General features: G+C 65.7%; 19 protein-coding genes. 12 read left to right on the top strand and 7 right to left on the bottom strand.

Going from position 1 to position 22,884, the window contains the following annotated elements; all coding sequences use genetic code 11:
* Positions 1–4: 4 nt before the first annotated feature.
* Positions 5–1,672 (top strand): class I adenylate-forming enzyme family protein, encoded by a 1,668-nt coding sequence (locus GLS40_RS08495; protein WP_160382335.1) that lies wholly within the window; start codon positions 5–7, stop codon positions 1,670–1,672.
* A 29-nt stretch (positions 1,673–1,701) separates the two neighbouring features.
* On the opposite strand, the gene GLS40_RS08490 is transcribed toward GLS40_RS08495, so the two are convergent.
* Positions 1,702–2,511: an alpha/beta hydrolase gene (locus GLS40_RS08490; protein WP_160382334.1), complete on the bottom strand. Its 810-nt coding sequence runs from the start codon at positions 2,509–2,511 to the stop codon at positions 1,702–1,704.
* A 236-nt stretch (positions 2,512–2,747) separates the two neighbouring features.
* Between GLS40_RS08490 and GLS40_RS08485 the strand changes: the two genes are divergently transcribed.
* The 6 genes from GLS40_RS08485 to GLS40_RS08460 all read left to right on the top strand — a co-directional run bounded on the left by GLS40_RS08485 (position 2,748) and on the right by GLS40_RS08460 (position 10,342).
* On the top strand, positions 2,748–3,920 hold the full coding sequence (locus GLS40_RS08485) for a M20 aminoacylase family protein (RefSeq protein WP_160382333.1): 1,173 nt from the start codon (positions 2,748–2,750) through the stop codon (positions 3,918–3,920).
* Between the two features lie 22 nt (positions 3,921–3,942).
* Complete coding sequence (locus tag GLS40_RS08480; RefSeq protein WP_160382332.1) at positions 3,943–5,538, top strand: ABC transporter substrate-binding protein; 1,596 nt, start codon at positions 3,943–3,945, stop codon at positions 5,536–5,538.
* Positions 5,539–5,625: 87 nt separating this feature from the next.
* Entirely contained in the window at positions 5,626–6,621 is a 996-nt protein-coding gene (locus GLS40_RS08475) for an ABC transporter permease (protein ID WP_160382331.1), read from the top strand.
* Entirely contained in the window at positions 6,614–7,552 is a 939-nt protein-coding gene (locus GLS40_RS08470; RefSeq protein ID WP_160382330.1) for an ABC transporter permease, read from the top strand. The genes GLS40_RS08475 and GLS40_RS08470 overlap by 8 nt, the downstream gene beginning before the upstream one ends.
* A 4-nt stretch (positions 7,553–7,556) precedes the next feature.
* Positions 7,557–9,290, top strand: a complete 1,734-nt coding sequence (locus GLS40_RS08465; protein WP_160382329.1) for a dipeptide ABC transporter ATP-binding protein — start codon at positions 7,557–7,559, stop codon at positions 9,288–9,290.
* Positions 9,287–10,342 (top strand): threonine aldolase family protein, encoded by a 1,056-nt coding sequence (locus GLS40_RS08460; protein WP_328598887.1) that lies wholly within the window; start codon positions 9,287–9,289, stop codon positions 10,340–10,342. The genes GLS40_RS08465 and GLS40_RS08460 overlap by 4 nt, the downstream gene beginning before the upstream one ends.
* Position 10,343: 1 nt before the next feature.
* On the opposite strand, the gene GLS40_RS08455 is transcribed toward GLS40_RS08460, so the two are convergent.
* The 4 genes from GLS40_RS08455 to GLS40_RS08440 all read right to left on the bottom strand — a co-directional run bounded on the left by GLS40_RS08455 (position 10,344) and on the right by GLS40_RS08440 (position 15,368).
* Complete coding sequence (locus tag GLS40_RS08455) at positions 10,344–11,315, bottom strand: LysR substrate-binding domain-containing protein (protein WP_160382328.1); 972 nt, start codon at positions 11,313–11,315, stop codon at positions 10,344–10,346.
* Positions 11,316–11,416: 101 nt separating this feature from the next.
* Positions 11,417–12,850 carry an amidase gene (locus GLS40_RS08450; RefSeq protein ID WP_160382327.1) on the bottom strand — a complete coding sequence of 478 codons (1,434 nt, stop codon included), beginning with the start codon at positions 12,848–12,850 and terminating at the stop codon, positions 11,417–11,419.
* Between the two features lie 57 nt (positions 12,851–12,907).
* Positions 12,908–13,756 carry an amidohydrolase family protein gene (locus GLS40_RS08445; protein ID WP_160382326.1) on the bottom strand — a complete coding sequence of 283 codons (849 nt, stop codon included), beginning with the start codon at positions 13,754–13,756 and terminating at the stop codon, positions 12,908–12,910.
* A gap of 10 nt (positions 13,757–13,766) precedes the next feature.
* Positions 13,767–15,368 (bottom strand): class I adenylate-forming enzyme family protein, encoded by a 1,602-nt coding sequence (locus tag GLS40_RS08440; RefSeq protein ID WP_160382325.1) that lies wholly within the window; start codon positions 15,366–15,368, stop codon positions 13,767–13,769.
* A gap of 312 nt (positions 15,369–15,680) precedes the next feature.
* Between GLS40_RS08440 and GLS40_RS08435 the strand changes: the two genes are divergently transcribed.
* From GLS40_RS08435 to GLS40_RS08415, 5 genes are read left to right on the top strand one after another with little or no spacing between them, the layout of a single operon-like run.
* Positions 15,681–16,769 carry an ABC transporter ATP-binding protein gene (locus GLS40_RS08435; protein ID WP_160382324.1) on the top strand — a complete coding sequence of 363 codons (1,089 nt, stop codon included), beginning with the start codon at positions 15,681–15,683 and terminating at the stop codon, positions 16,767–16,769.
* Positions 16,770–16,802: 33 nt separating this feature from the next.
* Positions 16,803–17,861, top strand: a complete 1,059-nt coding sequence (locus GLS40_RS08430) for an extracellular solute-binding protein (RefSeq protein WP_160382323.1) — start codon at positions 16,803–16,805, stop codon at positions 17,859–17,861.
* Between the two features lie 58 nt (positions 17,862–17,919).
* Positions 17,920–18,759 (top strand): ABC transporter permease, encoded by an 840-nt coding sequence (locus GLS40_RS08425; RefSeq protein ID WP_202076022.1) that lies wholly within the window; start codon positions 17,920–17,922, stop codon positions 18,757–18,759.
* Positions 18,759–19,532: an ABC transporter permease gene (locus GLS40_RS08420; protein ID WP_202076021.1), complete on the top strand. Its 774-nt coding sequence runs from the start codon at positions 18,759–18,761 to the stop codon at positions 19,530–19,532. The genes GLS40_RS08425 and GLS40_RS08420 overlap by 1 nt, the downstream gene beginning before the upstream one ends.
* Positions 19,532–20,830 carry an NAD(P)/FAD-dependent oxidoreductase gene (locus tag GLS40_RS08415; RefSeq protein ID WP_160382322.1) on the top strand — a complete coding sequence of 433 codons (1,299 nt, stop codon included), beginning with the start codon at positions 19,532–19,534 and terminating at the stop codon, positions 20,828–20,830. Before GLS40_RS08420 ends, GLS40_RS08415 begins: the two co-directional genes overlap by 1 nt.
* A gap of 352 nt (positions 20,831–21,182) precedes the next feature.
* On the opposite strand, the gene GLS40_RS08410 is transcribed toward GLS40_RS08415, so the two are convergent.
* Together GLS40_RS08410 and GLS40_RS08405 are read right to left on the bottom strand one after the other, a co-directional pair.
* On the bottom strand, positions 21,183–22,076 hold the full coding sequence (locus GLS40_RS08410) for a dioxygenase family protein (protein WP_160382321.1): 894 nt from the start codon (positions 22,074–22,076) through the stop codon (positions 21,183–21,185).
* A gap of 36 nt (positions 22,077–22,112) precedes the next feature.
* Positions 22,113–22,883 carry an enoyl-CoA hydratase-related protein gene (locus tag GLS40_RS08405; RefSeq protein WP_160382320.1) on the bottom strand — a complete coding sequence of 257 codons (771 nt, stop codon included), beginning with the start codon at positions 22,881–22,883 and terminating at the stop codon, positions 22,113–22,115.
* Position 22,884 lies beyond the last annotated feature (1 nt).

Genomic DNA, 22,884 nt, shown 5'->3' with positions numbered 1-22,884 from the left:
CTCCATGACAAGCGAAGACTACGGCCGCGCCGCGATGCGCGACCGCCGCGCGGCGGCAGAGGCCGAGACCTATCCCGAAACACTGGGCGATTTCATCGACCGGGCGGCGGCGGAGCATGGCGAGGCGATCCTGGCCAAATGGCTGGAGAGCGGGGAGACGATGACCTATGCCGCCTTCGCGGATGCCACGCGCAGGCTGGCCTCTGCCCTCCTTCGGCAGGGGATCCGCAAGGGCACGCATGTCGCGGTGATGCTGCCGAACGTCCCGGCCTTTCCGCTGACCTGGGCCGCGCTCGGGCGGATCGGTGCGGTGATGATCCCGGTCAACATCGGCTATACGCAGCAGGAACTGACCTTTGTGCTGACCGACGCAGATGCCCAGTTCGTCGTGATCGACGCGGGCGCGCTGCCCTCGCTTGAGGGGATGGAGACGCTGCCGCCGCTGCTCTCCCCCTCGCGCATCATCGTGCATGGCGGCACGCGGGAGGCGGGCCAGAGCTGGGAGGCGCTGCTGGCCGCCGGCGATCCGGATTTCGTGGCCCCGTCCGAGGTCTCGCGCACCGACATGCTGAACCTGCAATATACCTCGGGCACCACCGGCTTTCCCAAGGGCTGCATGCTGAGCCATGACTACTGGGTGCTGCTCGGCTCGCTCGCCGCGCATTGGCGCGGAGCGTCGGGCCATGTCCGCAATGTGCTGATCTGGGCGCCCTTCTACTACATGGACCCGCAATGGCAGTTCCTGATGGCCATGCGTTTGGGCGGCACGGCCAAGATCGCGCCCCGGATCAGCATCAGCCGGGCCTATGACTATCTGGTGGAGGAAGAGATCCACTACTGCATCTTCCCCGAACCCGTGCTCAAGGCCTGGCCCGAGGGTCCGAAGGACAAGGCGCTGAGCCTGCGCTTCGTGTCGATCTTCGGCTGGCGCGAGGAGGCACGGCGCGAGGTGGAACGGCGTTTCGGCTGTATCGCCCGCGAAAGCTTCGGCATGACCGAGATCGGGGGTGGCCTGATGGTGCCTGAAGAGGCCGGGGAAAAGGCCTATCAGCGGGTCTGCGGGCTGCCCTCTGCTTTTCGCGAGACGCGCATCGTCGGCGAGGACGGGAAGGATGTCGCACAGGGCGAGATCGGCGAGCTCTGGGTTGCGGGTCGTGGCCTGCTCTGGGGCTACTACAAGCGCCCGGACGCGAATGCAGAGGGGTTTTCCGGGCGCTGGTTCCGGACCGGGGATCTGTTCCGGCAGGATGCGGACGGGTTCTACCAGATCGTCGGGCGCATCAAGGACATGATCCGGCGGTCGGGAGAGAACATCGCGGCGCAGGAGGTCGAGGCCGTGATGAACGCCATGCCGGGCGTCATGGAAAGCGCGGCGGTCGGCGTCCCGGATCCGATGCGCGGGCAGGAGGTGAAGGTCTACCTCGTCCTGACGGAGGGGACGCGGCCCGAAGACGTCCCGCCGGAGGCCGTGATCGAGCACTGCGCGTCGCGGCTGGCCAGGTTCAAGACGCCGCGCTTCATCGCCTATCTCGATGAATTCCCGCGCACGGTGTCCAACAAGATCCGCAAGAAGGACATCCTGCCCGAAGGGGCCGATCCGCGTGCCGGATCCTGGGACCGGATCGCGCAGCGCTGGCTGACCGCCGAGGATGCCGATCAGACGGCGGGATGACGGAACGGGCCCCGCATCAGCGGGGCCCGTCAGTCGGCAAGGTGGTGGTCGATGAAGGCGACGATCTGGTCGTTGATCTCGGGCGTGTGCATGTTCGGGGTCGCGTGACCGCCGCCCGGGACATGGATCATCTGCGCCGTGGCGCCAGCCGAGATGAGCCGCCCCATGAGGTTGTAGCTTTCGGTGACCGGTACGACGGTGTCCGCATCGCCGTGGATCAGCAGGAAGGCGGGGCTGTCGGAGGAACAGTAGCTGACCGGGCTTGCCTTGAGAGCCGCCACCGGATCGGCAAAGACCGAGCGGCCAAGAAGCTGCGTCACCGGACGGTCCAGTACGGTCTCGACGCCGGCGCAGAGGGTGATCAGGTTCGAGGGCCCGTAATAGTCGACAACGGCGCGGACCTTCAGACCGCAGGGCGGATGAAAATCGCGCTCGTTCCGCGCCAGCGCAGCCAGCGCGGCGAGGTGTCCGCCCGCCGACAGGCCCAGCAGAGCGAGACGTTCCATATCCAGATCATGGGCCGGTGCGATCCGCGTCAGAAGCGCAAGCGCCGCGTTCACGTCCTGGATCTGCGCCGGAAAAGGCGCGTGCTGGGACAGCCGGTAGCCCAGGCTCGCCACGGCATAACCCGCCTCGATCAGGTACCACGCGCGCACGATCTTCCGGTCGCGTTTCAACCAGCTGCCGCCGTGGATATAGACCACGACTCCCCGCATCGGCGAGGGTGGCAGGTAGAGATCCAGCTGCTGCCGCTCATGTTCTCCAAACGGAATGTCGGGGATGATCGTCGTCCCTTCGGGCGGGGGCGTGTCTGGCATCGACGTCTTGTCATAGGGCATCAGCGGGCATCCTTCATGATGTCCGCAGCATGTGTCCGGCCCCCTGCCGGCGGCAAATGAAACCGGGTCATCAGATCAGAACCTGCGGTTATGAGCGCGCTCGCAACGGGTGCGGGGCAAGTCCATGAGCTACAGTTATGGATTGCCCGCTAATCGCTATTTTTACTCGCAACTCCCGGAGGCTACGCTCGGATGTAACCTTAATTGCAGCATCCGCGAGGAGCACAGGCTGGCCCATGTCGATCATACCACAGATAGCTGACTTCCATAACGAGATGACGGATTGGCGCCGTGACTTTCATGCCCATCCGGAATTGAACTACGAGGAAGAGCGGACATCGGCCCGCGTGGCCGAGCGCCTTGAGAGCTGGGGGATCGAGGTGCACCGGGGCTATGGCGGCACCGGTGTGGTGGGCATTCTCCGGCAGGGCAACGGCCCGGGCGCGATCGGGCTGCGCGCCGATATGGATGCGCTCCCGATGCAGGAGCTGTCCGACCTGCCGCACAGGTCGACCCGCGACGGCGTCATGCATGCCTGCGGCCACGACGGGCACACCACCATGCTGTTGGGCGCGGCCCGGTACCTTGCCGAGACGCGGAATTTCTCGGGCACCGTGGTCTTCATCTTCCAGCCGGCAGAGGAAAAGGGATCCGGTGCGAAGCGGATGATCAAGGACGGGCTGTTCGACACGTTTCCCTGCGATACCGTCTGGGCCCTGCACAATGCGCCGACCCTTCCGTTCGGCAAGGCCGCCGTGCGGCCCGGTGCGGTGATGGCGGCGGTCGACGGCATGAAGATCGTGATCACCGGCAAGGGCACGCATGGCGCGCGGCCCCATGCGGGCAACGATCCGATTTCCGTGGGTGTCCAGCTGCACACCGCCTTTCAGCATGTGGTCACCAAGAACATCGACCCGGTCGAGACGGCGCTGGTGAACGTGACGCAGTTTCATGCCGGGACCGCGGTGAACGTGGTGCCGCCGACGGCAGAGCTTCACGCCACGATCCGCACGTTCAGCGAAGCGGTTCGCCAGACCATTCGCAGGCGTATCCACGAGATTTGCACAGGCATGGAGTCGGTCTATGGCGTGAAGATCGACCTTGAATACCGGATGGGCTGCGCGCCGACCGTGAACGGGGTCGAGGAATCCGCCGCCGCCGACCGCGTGCTGAGCGCGGTTCTGGGTGACAGCGAGATCCTGCGGAACGTGCCGCCAACCGCGGGCGGAGAAGATTTCGCCGACATGCTGGCCGTCCTTCCGGGGGCGTATGTGCACATCGGGGCGGGCCGGACGGCCGAGGACCCGGGCCTGCATCATCCCGCCTACGACTTCAACGACGACATTCTGCCGATAGGGGCGTCCTATTTCGCTGCCCTTGTCGAGGATCAACTGCGCCAAGACAGCTGAGCGCATGAAAAGGGAGGACCCAATGAAATTCACGAAACAGCTGGCAGCATCGGCCTTTGCGATCCTGTCCGTCTGCGCCCTCGCCGGACAGGCCACGGCGCAAGAGAAGGTGTTGCGCTGGTCGTCGCAGGCCGCCATCGCCAATCTCGATCCCCACGGCACGACCGGGGCGTTGCCGCTGTCGATCCTCGGCAACGTCTATGAACCCCTCGTCGGGCGCGACAAGGACATGCAGCTTGAACCCGTCCTGGCCGAAAGCTGGGAGGTGGTGAACCCGACGACATGGCGTTTCAAACTGCGCGACGGCGTGACCTTCCACAACGGCAACAGCTTCAACGCGGATGACGTGATCTTCTCGATGCAGCGGGTCGGAAACAAGTATTCCTTCCTGCGCGACCGGGTGTCGATGATCAAGGAGATGAACAAGATCGACGATCTGACGATCGAGTTCGTGACCAACGTGCCCTATCCGATCCTGCCGCAGATGTGGACCTCCATCTACATGATGGACAAGGAATGGTCCGAAGAGAACAACGCCACCGTCCCGTCGAATTCGGTCGAGAACATCGAAAGCTACGCGGGCCAGCAGTCGAACGGCACCGGTCCCTTCAGGGTGGTCGAGCGGGTGCCCGAGACGCGGACCGTCTTTGAACCCTATGCCGGCTACTGGGGCAAGGTGGAGCATAACCTCGACCGCGTGGTCTATCTGCCGATCACCCAGGACGGGACCCGCGTCGCGGCGCTGCTTTCGGGCGAGATCGACATGATGTTCCCCGTGCCGCTTCAGGATATCGCCCGGCTGCAGGACAATGCCGATACCGAGGTGCTGATTCAGCCCGAGCTGCGGACGATCATGCTGGGCATGGACCAGCGGCGCGACGACGCCCTGCAGACCGAGCCGGAGGGCAACCCGTTCAAGGACAAGCGCGTCCGGCAGGCGATCTATCAGGCCATCGACATCGACGGCATCCAGCAGAAAATCATGAACGGGCTGTCGGAACCGGCGGCCACGCTGATCTCTCCGCTGCTGTTCGCGCCCGCGGGGAAGATGCAGCGCTATCCCTATGACCCGGATGCCTCGCGCAAGCTGCTGGCCGAGGCGGGCTATCCCGACGGTTTCAAGACCGCGCTGGTCTGCCCCAACAACCGCTATGTCAACGATGAGCGCATCTGCCAGGCCGTCACGTCGATGCTGGCGCGGGTGGGGATCGATGTGGACCTGCGGACGATGAACGTGTCGCAATACTGGAAGGTCGTCGGCCGCCCGGTGCAGGAATTTGCGATGTACATGATGGGCTGGACGCCCGGCGGTCTCGACAGTTACTCCGTGCTCTTCAACCTCATGGGCACGTGGGACGAGGCCTCTGGCCGGGGCCGGATCAACAACGGCGACTTCTCCAACGCGCGGATCGACGAAATCATCGCGGCGGTGGAAAGCGAGACGGATCAGGCCAAGCGGGATGCGTTGATCGAGGAGGCCTATCAGATCGTTCATGACGAGGTTTACTACCTTCCCCTGCATCAGCAGGCCGTGGTCTGGGGTGTGCGCAAGGGTGTCGAGGTCGTGCAGCGACCCGACGATGACTTCGAATTCAAGACGGCAAGGATCACCCGCTGATCCCCGTCCGGCGGCGCGCCTCCCGCGCCGCCCGCTGCCGGAGCGCCGCTCAGGTGCTCCGGCCCCCTTCAGGCAAATGAGGCGGGCATGATCCGATATGTCTCGGGCCGGTTGGCCCAATCCCTACTGGTAATGTTCCTCGTGGCAGCGGTTGCCTTTTCCCTCTTCGGTTTTGTCGGCGATCCGATCCGCCAGATGATCACCGAGGATGCCTCGCAGGCCGAGATCGAGAGGCTGAGAGAGGTCATGGGCCTGAATGATCCCGTCACCGTGCAGTTCTGGCGCTACATCAGCGGCGCCGTGCACGGCGATTTCGGGGTGTCCTATTTCCACAAGCGGCCCGTCGGCGCGCTGATCGCCGAACGCCTGCCAGCGACCTTCGAACTGGCCGGGCTTTCGGTGCTGCTGTCGATCCTGATCGGCATTCCCCTTGGCGTCTACACCGGGCTCCACCGGTTCGGGCGCGGGGCGCGGGCGCTGATGGCGTTGTCGCTTGTCGGGATCTCCATCCCCACCTTCCTGATCGGAATCATGCTGATCTACCTTTTCTCGGTGATCCTTGGCTGGCTGCCGTCCTTCGGACGGGGCGAGACGGTGACCGTGCTGGGCGGCTTCTGGCGCACCGGGTTCCTTACGACCTCGGGCCTGCAGTCGCTGATCCTGCCGTCAATCACGCTGGCCCTGTTCCAGACGACGATGATCATGCGGCTGGTTCGGGCCGAGATGCTGGATGTGATGCGCACCGACTATATCAAGTTCGCCCGCGCCCGGGGGCTGGGAACCCAGGCCATCAATTTCCGCCACGCGCTGAAGAACACGCTGATGCCGGTGGTCACGGTGATCGGCCTGCAGCTTGGCAATGTCATCGCCTTCGCCATCATCACCGAAAGCGTCTTTCAGTGGCCCGGCATGGGACGGCTGTTCCTGCAGGCGATCCAGCAGGTCGATATCCCGGTCATGTCCGCCTACCTCATCATGATCGCGTTCTTCTTCGTGGTCATCAACCTGATCACCGATCTGGCCTATTACGCGATCGACCCCCGGCTGCGGTCGAACGCCCTGAAGGGGACCGCCCATGCCTGAGACCCTGTCCAAGCCCGTCCCGTCGCGCTGGCATCGCATCCGGCACAGCGACCTGGCGATCAGCTTCCTGTCCTCGCCGGTGACCGTGGCCGCCGCCGTGGTGGCGCTGCTGATGATCCTCGCCTCGGTCGGAGCATCCCTCGTCGCGCCGCACAATCCCTATGACATGGGGTCGATCGACATCTTCGACTCGATGCTTCCCCCCTCGTGGGAGGAAGGGGGCGACACCCGATTCCTGCTGGGCACCGACGCCATCGGCCGCGGCATCCTGTCGACGATCCTCTACGGCAGCCGCATGTCCATCTTCATCGGCGTCGTCAGCGTGGCCCTGTCGCTTCTGATCGGTGTCACGCTCGGACTGATCGCCGGCTACCGGGGCGGGCTGATCGACGCGATCATCATGCGGATCGCCGAGGTCCAGCTGTCCCTGCCGACGATCCTTGTCGCGCTGCTGATCAACGGAATCCTGCGCGCGGTCGCGCCGCCTTCGACGATGGACAAGGTGGCGATCCTGGTCCTGATCCTGTCGATCGGCCTGTCCAACTGGGTGCAGTTCGCGCGGGCCGTGCGCGCCTCCACAATGGTGGAGCGGGGGCAAGAATACGTTCTGGCCGCCCGGCTGATCGGCATCGGCCAGCTGGCGATTATGTTCCGGCACATCCTGCCCAATGTGATGGGCCCGATCCTCGTCATCGCCACGCTCAACCTGTCCGGCGCGATCCTGACCGAGGCGACGCTCAGTTTCCTCGGCGTGGGTGTTCCGGCGACGCAGCCGTCCCTCGGGACGCTGATCAACGACGGCACCAATTACCTGTTCTCCGGCGCCTGGTGGATCACGATCTTTCCGGGCGTGGCCCTCGCCCTTCTCGTCCTGACGGTGAACCTCGTGGGCGACTGGATGCGCGACGCGCTGAACCCGACACTGGGATGACCTGATGAGCCTTCTTGACCTCAAAGACCTGAAAATCCACTTCGATACCCGCCGGGGTACGGTCGAGGCGGTGCGCGGCATCGACCTGAGCGTGGAGCGTGGAGAGATCCTTGGCGTCGTCGGGGAATCCGGCGCAGGAAAGTCCACCATCGGCAATGCCGTCATTGGCCTGCTTGAACCGCCCGGACGCATTGCCGGCGGGGAAGTCTGGTTCGACGGCCAGCGCATCGACCAGCTGTCCGAGCCGGAGATGCGCCGCATCAGAGGCCGAAGGATCGGCATGATCTTTCAGGACCCGATGACCAGCCTGAACCCGCTGCTGACCATCGGCGACCAGATCGCCGAAACCATCTGCCGTCACAGCGACATGTCCCATACGCAGGCCATGACCCGCGCGGTCGAGCTGCTGCGAGAGGTCGGCATTCCTGACCCGGAGGGCCGTCTGAACGCATACCCCCACCAGTTCTCTGGCGGGATGCGCCAGCGGGTGGTGATCACCCTTGCGCTCTGTGCCGATCCCGACCTGCTGATCTGCGACGAACCGACGACGGCGCTCGACGTGTCTGTGCAGGCGCAGATCCTCTCGCTGTTGCGCAGGCTCTGCCGTGACCGGAACCTGGGTGCGATCTTCATCACCCATGACATGGGCGTCATCTCAGAAGTCACGGACCGGGTGGCGGTCATGTACCGGGGCCGGGTGGTGGAAACCGGACGGACGGGTGATGTGCTGGGCCATCCGGGCCACGCCTACAGCAAGAGCCTGCTGGGAGCGGTGCCGCGCGCCGATGTCCGGCTGGACCGGTTTCCCCAGCTCGATTACCACGAGGCCGGGGCGGACCGCGCGGACCGGACGGTCATCGACCTTGGCACGCACTGGCTGGGCCGTCGGTCCGGCGCGGGCGACACGACAGGCCAGGCGCTGGTGCAGGTCGACCACCTGACCATGCGTTTTGCTCAGAACCGGTCCATAATTCCCGCGTGGCGGCGCAGTTTCACGGCCGTGCGCGATGTCAGTTTCGACATCCGGCGGGGGGAGACCTTTGGCCTGGTCGGGGAAAGCGGGTCGGGGAAATCGACCGTGGCCCGGATGATCGCCGGGCTTTACGATCCAAGCTACGGGCGCATCCGCTACGACGGGACAGAGATCGCGGGACCGGAGGCGCGCCCGATCTCGCCCGCGATGCGTCAGCAGATCCAGATGATCTTTCAGGATCCTTTTTCGTCTCTGAATCGTCGCAAGCGCGTCAGCGACATTGTCAGTGAACCGATACGCCACCATCGCCTTGCCTCTGGCCAAGCCGAGGCGGACGGCATTGTCGCGGACCTACTGGATCATGTCGGCCTCGGCGCCGAGGCGGCGAACCGCTATCCGCACGAGTTCTCAGGCGGGCAGCGTCAACGGATCTCCATCGCGCGCGCCCTGGCCACGCGCCCGCGCTTCCTGATCTGTGACGAACCGACCTCGGCTCTGGACGTGTCGATCCAGGCGCAGATCCTCAACCTGCTCAAGAACCTTCAGGACGAGCTGGGCCTGACGCTTCTGTTCATCAGCCACGACCTGCCCGTGATCCGCCAGATGTGCGACCGGATCGGGGTGATGAAAGCGGGCGAACTGGTCGAACTTGCGCCCGCCGAGCAGCTGTTCGAGGCGCCGCAGCATCCCTATACGGCAGAGCTTCTGGCGCTGATGCCGCGGGTGCTGGGGCAGGAGGACCGCACCCGGGCGGGCAAGCGGTGACAGCGCCGACCCCGGATTTCATGTCCGACAATTGCGCCGGGGCCGCGCCCGAGGTGCTGACAGCCATGATCGCCGCGCAGAAGGGCCGGGACCGGAGCTATGGCCATGACGCGGTCACGGCCCGGGCGGTCGAGGTGATCCGCCAACTCTTCGAGGCACCCGAGGCAGAGGTCTTTTTCGTTGCGACCGGCACAGCGGCGAATGCGCTGGCGCTGGCAACGATCTGTCCGCCCTGGGGGTCGGTCTATGCCGCGCGATCGGCCCATCTGGACGTGGACGAATGCGGCGCGCCGGGGTTCTTTACCGGCGGCGCGACACTGCGTCTTTTGGATCATGCCGACGGGCTGGTCGATCCGGGGACGCTGGACCGGGCATTGACCGGCGGCCGCGCGGGGGATGTCCATGCGGTCCAGCCCGCCGCACTTTCCATCGCTCAGATCAGCGAACTCGGTGCGGCCTATTCGCCGGCAGAGGTCGCCGCACTCAGCGCAGTTGCCCATTGGGCGGGCCTGCGCGTGCATATGGACGGGGCGCGATTTGCCAATGCCGTTGCCTATCTCGGTTGCACCCCGGCAGATGCAAGCTGGCGCGCCGGTGTGGACGTCCTGTCCCTTGGCGCGACCAAGAACGGCGGCCTGGGGGCAGAGGCGGTGATCTTTTTCGATCCTCAACTGGCGCGGGACTTTGGCTACCGGCGAAAGCGGGGCGGTCACCTGCTGTCAAAGACGCGCGTCGTCTCTGCCCAGATCGAGGCCATGTTCGGCGACGGGCTGTGGCTGCGCCTGGCGGCGCGGGCCAATGCGACCGCGACGCGGCTGGCCGAGGGTCTGGCCGCGCTCCCGGAGGTCGCCGTCCTCAACCGTGTTGATGGGAACATGGTCTTCGCCCGATTCGGCCGGACCGTGGATGCCGCAATGAGGGCCGCCGGCGTGCGCTATTCGGCGCGTCCGGACGGCGATGGCATGGTGCGGGCACGTCTTGTCACCGCCTTCGACACGACTGTGGAAGATGTCGATGCCGCACTGCGCGCCGCGCGGGCAGGGGGCGCCTAGCTCAACCGGATCTGTTCTGCGTCTCGGCGATCCGCGCCTGGCCGGGAAGCCGCACCTCCATCCAGTCGGGCAGATAGGACGTGCCCGCATGCATGTCGACGATCTGCCGACGCAGCATTTGCATGAACCGGTTCGCCAGGGGCGAGGCGATGCGGTCGCGGGGTCGAAAGGCGGAAAACGTGAATTCGATCGCCGGATCGAAGGGAATGGCCACCACATCCGGCCAGAACCGCTGCCGCACGCCGAGCGGTTCCACAATCGCGACGCCGACCCCGCGCGAGACGAGCGCGTTGGCCTCGGCAGAAGCGAAAACCTCGATCCGCATCTTCCGGATCACCCTGTACTGTTCGAAAACGCCGTCGGTGATGTGCCGCATGCGGCTGTCACGGGTGAAGGAAATGAACTCCTCGTTCTCGAAATCCTTCGGCCCGACGCGGCTGCGCCCGGCCAGACGGTGATCCTTTGACACGATGCAGACCGAATTCGCATGCAACAACGGTTCGATCTTCAGGGCCGGGTGCTGCAACTGGGTGACGGAAAACCCGATGTCCACATTCGCGGCCAGCACATCCGGGCCCACGTTGGAGGACATGTCCATGAGCACGTCGACATCCGGGTTCTCTTTCGAGAACTCCGCCAGCGCATCCGCGACCAGCGTCAGCCCGATGGTCGAGGCAGTGATGATCCGCAACTCACCGGTCCGGAACGTGCGCAGGTCCTCGGCAAAGCGTTCCACGTCGGCCAGCGAGGCAAAGAGCCGCCGCACCTCCTTGTACAGCAGCCGCGCCTCGTCCGTCGGGATCAGGCGGCGTTTCTCGCGGTGAAAGAGCGTCAGGTCGAGGTCGATTTCAAGCCCGGCCAGCATCTTGCTCATGGCGGGCTGGGTCACAAACATCCGCTCTGCCGCCGCCGTGACCGTGCCGGTTTCCATGAACTGGATGAAGGCTTCCAGCTGTCTGTGTGTGATCCGCATCTTGTCCGCTCTCCGTCATCCGATTGTAACGGCAGACCGCTGAGATACAAAGATTTTCCCGACCTGGGCCAAGACCCGGGCCGGACTGGTGCGCAACCGGTTCAGCGCGCGGCGGGCGGCCATCTGTCGGCCCAGGGCATCAGGCGTTCCACCGCGGCGGCGACCGCCAGAAGCCGGGCCTCGCTGTGCCACGGGCCGACGATCTGCATTCCGATCGGGATGCCGCCGCTGGACATGCCCACCGGGACCGACATCGCCGGGTGACCGCTGGCATTCTGCGGTACGGTATAGGGATACCATGCCTCGCGCAGCGGACCACGTTCCACCCCGTCGACGATCAGCGGCTCGTCCTGTTTCTGATCGGCCGGAAGCGACGGTGTCGCGATGGTTGGCGTGACGTAGATATCCGCGCCGTCGAACTGACGCTCCACCTCGTGGAAGATGTCGGTCCGCGCCTTCATCGCGCGGGCGAGGATATCGTAGGTGTGCTGCGGGCCGGGCGTCAGGGACATCCGCGCGGTCCGGTCCATCCGGTCGCCGTGCTTGTCCAGAAGGTGGCCGAAGCGGGCGTACTGATAGGCGCGCATGTAGACCAATGCGCTTGTGTTGTCGTAGACCGGGTCCTCGATCACGCCCACATCCTGCGCCCCGGCGTCGACGAGGGCGTCGACCGCGGCCCGGACGGCGGCTTCGATCTCGGGATCGACCCAGTCGTTCACGGTGCGCATGACGACGCGGATTTTCAGCCCCCTGAGCGCCGCAACGGGATCCCCGGGCAGCGAGATCGGATCCGCCGTGCCACCGAAGGTCCAGGGATCGCGGCGGTCCGGTCCCTTCATCGCGTTCAGGCCCAGTGCCAGGTCCGAGACGCAGCGCGCCATCACGCCGATGCAGGTGAAGGAGCCGAAGACATCCGTCGTCGTCTCATGCGGAATCGCACCCCATGTGGCCTTGATCCCGGTCACACCGCAGGCCGAGGCGGGAATGCGCCCCGATCCGGCCCCGTCGGAGGAAACATGCAGCGGGCCGAAGCCCATGGAGGCCCCGATCCCCGACCCGCCCGAAGACCCGCCGCAGCTGCGGCTGAGGTCCCAGGGATTGCGGCTGACGCCGTTGGTCGGACTGTCCGCCAGCACCTTGTGGCCGAATTCCGGGGTGGCGGTCTTGGCAAAGGGGATGGCCCCGGCCCGGCGCAGCCGGGCGATCGCTTCTGCATCCGCGTCGGCGATCACGCCCTTGTAGGCAAAGGACCCCATTTCCACCGGCAGGCCCTTCATCTTCAGCAGGTCCTTGGCCGTGACCGGTATGCCCTGCAGCGCGCCGGGCGTTCCGCCCCCGGCCAGTGCGGCATCCCGGGCCTCCGCCTCGGCCATCGCGGCCTCCGGATCGACATGGGCGATGCCATTGGTCTGTGTGTCCAGCCGTTCGATCCGGTCGAGCACGGCGCGCATCAGCCGGGCCGCCTTGACCTCGCCCGCGCGGAGCGCGGGCAGCAGATCGGTTGCCGTCATCCGGCAGAGTTCATCATCGGTCATTCTTGGTCCTCCCCATATCAGGTCACCCTAGCGCTTGGTCTTGCGGACGCCAGCCGTTCAGAGCCGCAGAAAAGCCCTGGCATTGCCGCCCAGCCAGCGATCCGCGATCTCGGGTTCGACGGGCAGCGCGCGGATCTCCTCGATCACGCGCTGCATGGGCTGCATCGGCCAGGCCGTGCCCGCGATCATGCGATCCTTGAGCACGGTGCGCCCGTACTGCAGCAGGGGGCCGTAGCCGGAATGGTCGACGTTCAGCAGCTTGGGCCGCATCGCGACCAGGCCGATCCACAGGTTGGGGTGGCGCCAGGCGACCGACAGAAGCTCCTGCACCCAGGGCCAGCCGGGCGGGGCGGCGCAGACGCGCAGTTCGGGAAAGTCGCAGAGCACCCGGTCAAGCATCTCGGGCCGGCCGAAATCCGGCGAGGATTTGAGCGAGAAGTTCACGCCCACATGGATGTTCACCGGGATGTCGAGCTCGATACACTTGGCATAGAGCGGATACATCCGGCGGTCGTCGATCGCGAGGCGGTTTTCGAAGCACTGCAGGTTGAGGCCCCGCAGGCCGAGATGTGTCACCGCATGCTCAAGCTCGCGAACGGCGGTCATGCCCTTGTTGGGATCGACGCCCGCAAAACCGATGAACCGCCCGGGATGGGCGGCGACCGCTTCGGCCACCGCTTCGTTTGTCACACGCCCGCCAAAGGTCGTTTCCACGTCGCGGGCCTTGATCACGGTCAGTCCAATCCCGGCACTGTCGCATTCGGCGAACCATTCATCCAGGTCGACCTCGCCCCGCGCGGCGGCCTTTTCGGACGAGGCGTAGACCCGCCGGTAATTGGTGAGATGGCTGCCATCGCCAAGCGAGAGTGTCTTGATCGGGGGCGTCGCGCCATAGTCGATGATCATGAGTATCCTTTCAGCGCCAGACCCGGTCGACGCGGTCGAAGGCGCCGACCCTGTGGTCGGTCCGCGCCTTGACCAGATCGGCCTTGGCCACCTTGAACGAGGTGGTGCGCGGCATCGTGTCGATGAATTCGAAGTATCGGGGGATCTTGAACGCGGCGAGGCGGCCGTCGGCATAGGCGACGATCCGGTCGATCAGATCCGCATCCGGCACGTGGCCGTTCTGCAGGGTAAGATAGGCCTTGGCCTCCTCGCCGCGCATGTCGTCGGGAACGGCGATCAGGGCCACTTCCTCGATCTGGTCCATGTCGCGCAGCACCGCCTCGACCTCGCGGCAGGCGATGTTCTCGCCGGAGCGGCGGATCATGTCCTTCTTGCGTCCCACGATGAAATGGAACCCGCGCGCGTCGCGGCGGAACAGATCGCCGGTGTGAAACCAGCCGTCCCTAAGCGCGGCCGCCGTCGCCTCGTCGTTCCGGTAATAGCCCTGAAACATGCCGGGGCCGCGGATCAGCAGTTCGCCGATTTCGCCGTCCGGCAGGTCGCGGCCCGCCTCGTCCACGATGCGCGTTTCCCGGAACGGCGAGGCGATGCCGCAGCTGCCCGACCCGATCATGTCCTCCGCTTCCATCGGCATGTAGAGGCCGGAGCCGATTTCCGTCATCCCAAAGGCTTCCCGCGCGGTCAGGTCATAACGCGCCTCGATTTCGGCATGGGCCGAGGGACGGACACCGTAGATATTGGCGCGGATCACCGGGTTGTCGGCATCGTGCGGCGCGGGGGGCTGCTTGCTGGCAGCCTCGGGGAAGAGGCAGAATTCGATCCGGTGTTCCGACAGCCAGCGCGAGAATTTCGTCGCGCTCTGCCTCCGGCCGACCACGAGGGTGCCGCGCTGATACATCGCCATCAGCAGAAGCCACTGCGGATCCATGTAGCTGAAGGGCGTTGTGGCCAGGATCCGGCCGAAGCGCCGACCGTCGCGCCAAGCGTTCACAAGCCCGGTCGTCAGCCAGTAGCGATGCGACAGCAGGCATCCCTTGGGCAGGCCCGTCGTGCCTGAGGTGTACTGGATATTGAGCAGGTCGTCCCGGTCGAGCGCAGGCGACGGACAGGCGGCAGGATTGGCCGTCGTCAGCCGCTTTTCCCACTCCGCCCCGCCGACGATGACGACCTCTGCGGCCAGATCGCCATCGGCGAGGACATCGGTCAGGTCTTCGTGGATGAGCAGCAGCCGCGCACCGGAGTCTTCCACGACATAGGCGAGCTCCCTTGCCGAATAGCGGGTGTTGACCGGCACCATCACGGCCCCGATCCGGCCCAGGCCGAGCCATGTCAGCGGCATCTCCGGCACGTTCGGCAACATGACGGCGACACGGTCCCCGCGCCAGATGCCCAAGGCGGCGAACAGCGCGCCATACCTCAGGCTGTCGTCGCGGACCCGGCGATAAGAGGCCTCCGTACCTTCGTCGAAGAACTCCCACAGAATTTTGTCAGCGGACTCCGCTGCGGCCATGTCCAGAAGGTGCGGGACCGTGCGGGGCAGATCTGTGGACTCGATGGCGACGCGGCGTTCGGCGGCGGATTGGTCGGGACGTGTAATCGGCACGGTCGTCATCGGGATCTTCTGGTCCTGTACCTTGGCTTGGGGCACGCGGATTGCGCTGTCTCAAACCTTGGTAGCCAGATGCCCGGCACCAGGACAAATTGCTAATGACGAGAAAAACATTACCGCCAGTTATGGATTTCAATTCTGGAAAACCTCATAAAAAGCATTGGGTTGAACTGGCCGGATTTAAGGCGGTTCAATATTCCAAACGGGAATGATGTCATCCCGACTTGATATTTGACTTGGCGGGGGTTTCGCCCCGCAAACTGGGCCCACACGACACCCGGTCGCCACGGCGGTCGAGAGGAACGGAGCCCGACCTTGCCTGACGCCGGACACGACCAAGCCATCCTGCAGATCGATGATGTCATCAAGGCATTCGACGGCACCCATGCCGTCGACCGGGTCAACCTCGAGGTGAAACAGGGCGAATTCGTCACGCTTCTGGGTCCGTCGGGCTGCGGGAAATCGACCCTGCTGCGCATGATCGCCGGGTTCGAGACGCCGACCTCGGGCCGTATCCTGATGCGGGGCCGGGACATGTCGCGCGATCCGGCCTATGCGCGGGAAATCGGCATGGTGTTTCAGAACCTTGCGCTGTTTCCGCATATGAACGTCTACGACAATGTGGCCTTCGGTCTGCGGGCCCGCAAACGGACCCGGGACCTCGACCGCCGCACGCGCGAGATGATCGCGATGGTCGGGCTTGAAGGGTTCGAGGATCGCCGGACCGGACAGATTTCCGGCGGGCAGCGGCAGCGGGTCGCGCTGGCGCGGTCGCTTGTCACCGCGCCGGATTTGCTGCTGCTGGATGAACCGCTTTCCGCGCTCGACCTGAAACTGCGCCGCCAGCTTCAGGGCGAGCTCAAGCGCATCCAGCGCGAGACCGGGATCACCTTCATCTTCGTCACCCACGACCAGGAAGAGGCGCTGTCGATGTCCGACCGGATCGCCGTGATGAACGCGGGCCGGGTCGAGCAATACGGCAGTGCCGTCGAAGTCTACCACCGGCCCAGGACGGAATTCGTGGCGCGGTTCGTCGGCGAGACGAATTTCCTGCGCGGGTCGGTGTCTGTCGTGTCGGGCGATCGGGCGGCGCTGGACCTTGACGGGACGGACACGCGGATTGCCATCCCCGCCGGGGCCGAAGCGCGACATTGCGGCACCCGACTGGCGGTGTCGATCCGGCCCGAACATGTCCGGCTTGGCGCGGTGGACGAACTGATGGTGCCGGCCACGATCCGGTCTCACAGCTTCTCGGGGTCCACGATCACCTATGAACTGGACTCCCGGGCCGGGCCGCTGCTGGCCCAGGTGCCGTTCCAGCCCGGAAAGGGACATCCGCTTGCACCCGGCATGGCCGTGTCGGCGGGCTGGCAGGACGACGCAATCACTTTGATCCCGGCCTGACCGGGGCATTCAAACCCACAAGGAGGACACGACATGACCTTTACTCGACGCCAGACCCTCTTCGGGGCCGCCGGAGCGGCGGCCGTGCTCTCCCTCCCGTCCCGGCTGATGGCACAATCCGGGGAACTGCTGCATGCCTCCTGGGGCGGCGGGGTCGGCGACACCTGGACCGGCGCCTTCGCGGCCCCCTACACCAAGGAAACCGGGATCGGCGTGCGCATCGTCGAGGTTCCCAACCCCGAAGCCCAGTTCCGCGCCCAGGCCGGCAACCCGCAGTACCACAGCGGGATCGGCACTTTCGTTCAGGGCGTGAACATGATGCGCGACGGCGTGCTGGAGACCTTCAGCATCGACGAACTCCCGAACATGCGGAACATCGACGAGAAATACTGGCTCAAGACCGAGGACGGCCGCCTTGCCGGCATCACGCCCTATTTCGCCTATTACGGCATCGCCGTGAACACCAACGAGGCCTCCGTCGATGACTTCAGCTCGTGGAAGAACCTGGAGGACGCGAAATGGGCCGGGCGGCTTGGCATGACACGGCCGATCTATCTGTCGACCTACGACCTTACGATCCTGTCTAAGGCCGCGGGCGGGGATGAATACGACACCGCAGGCGGAATGAAGCTGCTTGAGGGCATGGCGCGCAACGTGCTGAACGTGGCGACCTCTCTCGCGCAGCAGAACACCATGCTGGAGCGCGGGGAAGTCGCGGCCATGCCCTTCTATTCCGTCCGCGTCTGGTCGCTGAACGAGGCGGGCGTCGACTACGTCAGGATCGTCATCCCCGAAGAGGGCGCGCTGCTGCTGCCCTATGTCGTCGTCGCCCCCAAGGGCGTGGCGGATCGCGAAAAGGTGGCGAACTGGCTGAACTACATCGCCGGCGCCGCCCCGCAGGAGCGGGGGATGGCGATCTCGGGCTATATCCCGGCGAACAACGACGCCGTCGCGCCCGAGGACATCAAGGCAAAGCTGGGCATGGACTATGCGGCGCTCAAGGCGCGGCTCTACCAGCCCGACTGGGGCTACATCGCAGAGCACCAGAAGGACACGGTCGCCGCAATCGACCAGATGCTCGCCAGTCTCTGATCCGGTCCGGCCCGGCACCCGACCGGGCCGGACAGGCTCCTGCCTCGGGGGATATTCCTTGCCAAGACCTTTCCGCATCGCGCTGCTGCTGGCACCGTCGGCCCTGCTGATGGGCGTCTTCGCCGTCGGGCTGGTCCGCCTGATCGCCTCCTCCATGGTGATCGACGGCCAGATCGACCTGTCGCTCTACTCCGACATTCTCCACCGCGCCGACTATGTCGCGATGCTGGGGCGGACCCTGCGCATCGCGGCGCTGACCACGCTCGTCTCGGTGTTGATCGGCTTTCCGACCGCGTATTTCGTGGCGCGCTATCGCGGCAACCGGAACTTCCTGCTGCTGCTCATCATCTTTCCCTGGCTCGTCTCCATCGTGGTGCGCAGCTATGGCTGGGTCGTGATCCTCGGGCCGCGGGGGCTGGTCAACGGGATCGTCACCGCGACCGGGCTGGCGGACCGTCCGCTCAAGCTAATGTACAACGACTTCGGCGTCATCCTCGGGCTGGTGCATGTGCTGCTGCCCTTCATGATCATTGCCATCCTGTCGGTGCTGCTGCAGATCCCGCGTTCGCTGGAGGAGGCCTCGATGAGCCTCGGCGGTCGTCCCGCCTACAGTTTCCGCACCGTCGTGCTGCCGCTGGCGCTGCCGGGCGTGCTGACCGGGATCACGCTGGTCTACCTCATGTCGACCGGCGCGATCGTGACGCCGCTGCTTCTGGGCGGCCTTGGCAATACCATGATCGGCACCGAGATTTTTCAGGAGGTCATGCACTTTTTCGACTATCCCAAGGCCGCCGCCCTGGCGACGGTCCTGCTGGCCACGGCGCTGGCAGTGGTCCTGCCGCTGCAGATCCTCGAACGTCATCTGACACGGCGCCTTTCGGACGGAGGTGACCTCTGATGACCCGTGCCATCGCCATCCTCGTCCTGATGTTCCTGCCGCTTCCCATCGTGATCGTGGTGCTCTCCTCCTTCACCTCGGCGGGCTATCTCTCGTTTCCGATCAAGGGCCTGTCACTGCGCTGGTACGCGGAGTTCCTGGGCTCCGCCAACTGGTTGAGCGTCATGGGCACCTCGGCCCTCCTTGCCCTGATCGGCGCCTTGGTCAGCACGGCCGCGTCGCTGGCCGCGGCCTGGGCGGTCGTGCGCCATCGCATCCGCTTTGGCACGGCCTGGGAAACCCTGCTGCTGACGCCATTGATCTTTCCCCACGCGGCCATCGGTGTGATCATGATCGTCACGCTGGCAGGTCTCGGCTGGCTGGGAACCTTTGCCGGGCTGGTTCTGGTGCATTGCATCCTCACGGTGCCCTACGCCTACCGCCCCGTCGCGGCCGCCCTGCGCAAAGCCGACCCGGCGCTGGAGGAGGCGGCGGCAAGCCTCGGCGCCAGGCCGTGGCGCACCTTCTGGCTGGTGTCGCTGCCCGCGGTGCGACCGGGTCTGGTGACCTCGCTTCTCTTCAGCTTCATCATCTCCTTCGACGAGGTGACGGTGACGCTCTTCCTTGTCGGACCCTTCGTGATGACCCTTCCGGTGCAGGTCTTCTCCGAAGTGCTGGAAAGCGCCAGCCCGGTGATCGCCGCCGTCTCCGCCACCCTTGTCCTTTTCACCTCGGCGATGGTCTTCATCCTAGACCGGGTGATCGGCATCCAGTTCTTCGTGGAGCGTGACTGATGACCGAGTTGATCAAGACCCCCTTCTGGTGGGAAGAGGCCCCGCCGCGCAGCCTGCCGAACGATCCGCCTGCCCGGTCGGACGTGGTGATCGTCGGCGGTGGCTTCACCGGCCTGAATGCCGCCATCGCCCTGCGCCGCGCAGGAGTCGATGTCACCGTGATCGAGGCCGAGGCCTTTGGCCACGGCGCCAGCAGCCGCAATGCCGGCCATGTCTCAAGCGGGGTGAACCTGGGCAAGTCGGCCGCGACGTCCAAGGTCCGTTCCCCGCTGGAAAGCCGCCTGCCCGCAGGCGTCTTTGACCGCCTGAGGGACGAGGCCGCCGCCGCCTTCGATTTTGTCGAACACCGGGTCGGAGAGCTGGCGCGCGACGCCCGGTACCGGCGCTCCGGTCGCGTCGTCTGCGCCTCGCTCCCCGGTCATTTCAGGACCTTCAGGACAAAGTCGCAGAAGCTTGGCCGCGATGGCGCGCGGCTTCTGGAACGGACGGAGCAGCGGCAGGCCATCGGCACCGATCTCTACCACGGCGTGATGACCATCGACCGTGCGGGGCAGCTGCATCCGGGCCATTATGTCCAGGGGTTGGTCGATCTGGCCCAAGCCGAAGGCGCGCATCTGTGCAGCGACCGCCGGGTGAGCGCCGTGGAGCGTCGCGCGGGCGGCTTCCGCGTCAGGGCCGGCGATGCCACGATTGATTGCGAACAGGTCTTTATCGCCACAAACGGCTATTCCGACGGGCTGCGCCCCTGGGTCCGGCGGCGGGTCATCCCGGCCGCGAGCTACATCATCGTCACCGACGAACTGCCCGCAGGCTTGATCGACGAGCTGCTGCCCGAAGGCCGCACCGCCGTCGACAGTCGCCGGCTGCTCAGCTATTTCCGTCCGACCCCCGACCGCCGCCGTATCCTCTTTGGCGGGCGCGCCAGCCTGCGTCCGCGCGACGCCGCGCTGGTGGCCAGGGAACTGGCCGCACGGCTGCACGAGGTCTTTCCGCAGACAAAGGGCATTCCCATCCGCTATGCCTGGTCCGGGCGGATTGCATTCACCTTCGACCTCCTGCCGCATCTGGGCGCGCATGAGGGCATTGTCCACGCGCTCGGCTGCAATGGCTCCGGCGTCGCGATGCAGAGCTACCTAGGCCATATGGCCGGACGCGGCATGGCCGGGAAAGAGCGATCGGCCTTCTGGGACCTCGACTTTCCGACCGTGCCCTTCTACCGCGAGACACCGTGGTTCCTGCCGGCTGTCACAGGCTGGTACAGGTTCCGCGACACGCTGGAGCGGGCGACAGGCGTCTGACAGTTGGCGTGGCGCGCAGGTAACCTTGCGCAGTCGTGAAGGGCCGCTGAGAGGATCCGGCATCCCGTTCCACCATGATGTCCGAACCCGACAGTGATAATGTTATTGAATATCAAGAGCGCCAGTCATGGGGATGAGTTGGGGCGCCCCCATCTCGTGGCGCCGGACCTCACGGCGGAGGGCTGCGAACGCAGTCGCCAGGTGCATCGGCGGGGTCCACAATCCCGTCCCGGCAGTCATCGCCCGGCTGCCGGCGCCGCATCGCAGACCGGCGCAGGGCCGGTGAAACGGGCCAAACGCTCTTGACCACGCCGGGCCGGTCCATATCGCGGCGCGCTGACGGTGGGTTGCCCTACCTGATCGGCGGGATCGGCAGTCGGGCCTCTCCGTGCTCCAGGTGTAGCCTGTGAGCTAGGGTGTACCACGCGCCGATTTCGCCATCTTCCGGGTGCGGCTCGCTGTGGCGTTCGAGGTGGCCGACCAGCGCCGGGGTGACGCCGAATTGCACATCCGAAGTCAGATACTCCGTCTCGTCCACGTAGGTTTGGTTGATCAGTGTCTTGTAGCCTTCCTTGAAGGCCAGCACATGCACATGCGCCGGCCGGTAGGGGTGGCGGTTCTGCGCCGCGAGCAGCTTGCCCACGGTGGTCTGCGTCGGGATCGGATAGCCGATGGGGCGCACCGAGCGGAACCGCACGGTGCCGTCCGGCCCGGTCAGGAACTTGCCGCGCAGGTTGTGGTCGGCCTGGCTTTCGTCCTGGTTCTCGTAAAGCCCGGTGGGGGAGGCGTGCCAGATGTCCACCTCCAGGCCCTCCACCGGCGCGCCTTCCGGGTCGACAAAGCTGAACTCGGCATAGAGGCGCGGCCCGGGCGTATCGGAGCGCACGATGGAGCCGCCCTGCGCGGTGACCGGCTGGTGCATCCGCCAGAACGGCCCGAGCAGCGATTGCGTGGTTTCCGTGGTCCCCCCGTCGCCATTGTTCAGAAGGCACACCAGCGACGACACCCCGAGCGAGCCCGCCATCAGGACGAATTCGTTATGGCTCTCGGTGGTCTGCTGGCCCATGGTGTTGAGCAGCCGCGTGGCCTGCTGAAACTCTGCCTCGCTGAGCCGCACCTCGCGGACGAAGGCATGCAGATGCGTCACCAGGCTTTCCATGATCTCCCGCAGGCGGGGATCCCCGGTGCGGCGCATCACCTCCAGGACGGCGGGCGTGACGGCGGCCTGGTTCTCGATGATCGTCATCGTCTTGCTCCTCCACTTGCCCGGTCGCGCACCGGATCACCGGCCCGTCCAGACCGGCGGGCGCTTCTGCGAAAAGGCGAGCGGCCCCTCGCGGGCGTCCTCGGAGGCGAGCATATGGCGATAGGCCGGATAGTCACCCGCAAAGGCGGCCTTGACGTCGGGCGCGGACAGGCCGCGCTGCATCATCTGCTTGGTGGCGCGAAGGGCCAGCGGCGCGCAGGCGGTGACCTCTTCCACCAGCGCCTCCACGCAGGCCTCGAATGCGTCCCGGGGCACCACCTCGTTCACGAGATGCATGGCCTTGCCCTCCGCAGCGCTGAACAGTTTGCCGGTGAGCGCAAGGCGCGAGGCGGTCTTTCCCGGCAGGTGACGGATCAGGCGATGTAGGCCGCCGTGCGCACAGAGGCCCACGCGCGGCTCTGGCAGGCCGAGGCGCGCGGTGTCGACGGCGACAGCCAGATCGCAGGCAAGGACAGTCTCCAGCCCGCCGCCGAGCGCATCGCCGTTGATCGCCGCGATGACCGGCTTGTCCAGATCGTAACGCTCGCAAAGACCCGCGAAGCCTGTGTCAGGCGTCTCGTTCGAGCCGGCCTCGACGCGGTGCTTCAGGTCGGAACCGACGCAAAAGGCCCTGTCTCCGCGGCCGGTCAGCACCGCCACCCAAAGCGCGTCATCCGCCGCATAGGCATCGAAGGCCGCCGCAAGCTCCCGATGGGCTGGCGGATTCAGGGCGTTGCGCACCTCGGGGCGTTCGATCGTGATCCAGAGCGCACGGCCGCGCCGTTCGGTTGAGATATGGTTGTTCATG

The sequence above is a fragment of the Pseudooceanicola pacificus genome (genome assembly GCF_009789075.1).
Classification (GTDB): Bacteria; Pseudomonadota; Alphaproteobacteria; order Rhodobacterales; family Rhodobacteraceae; genus Pseudooceanicola; species Pseudooceanicola pacificus.
This window is presented reverse-complemented; position numbering and strand designations above follow the sequence as displayed.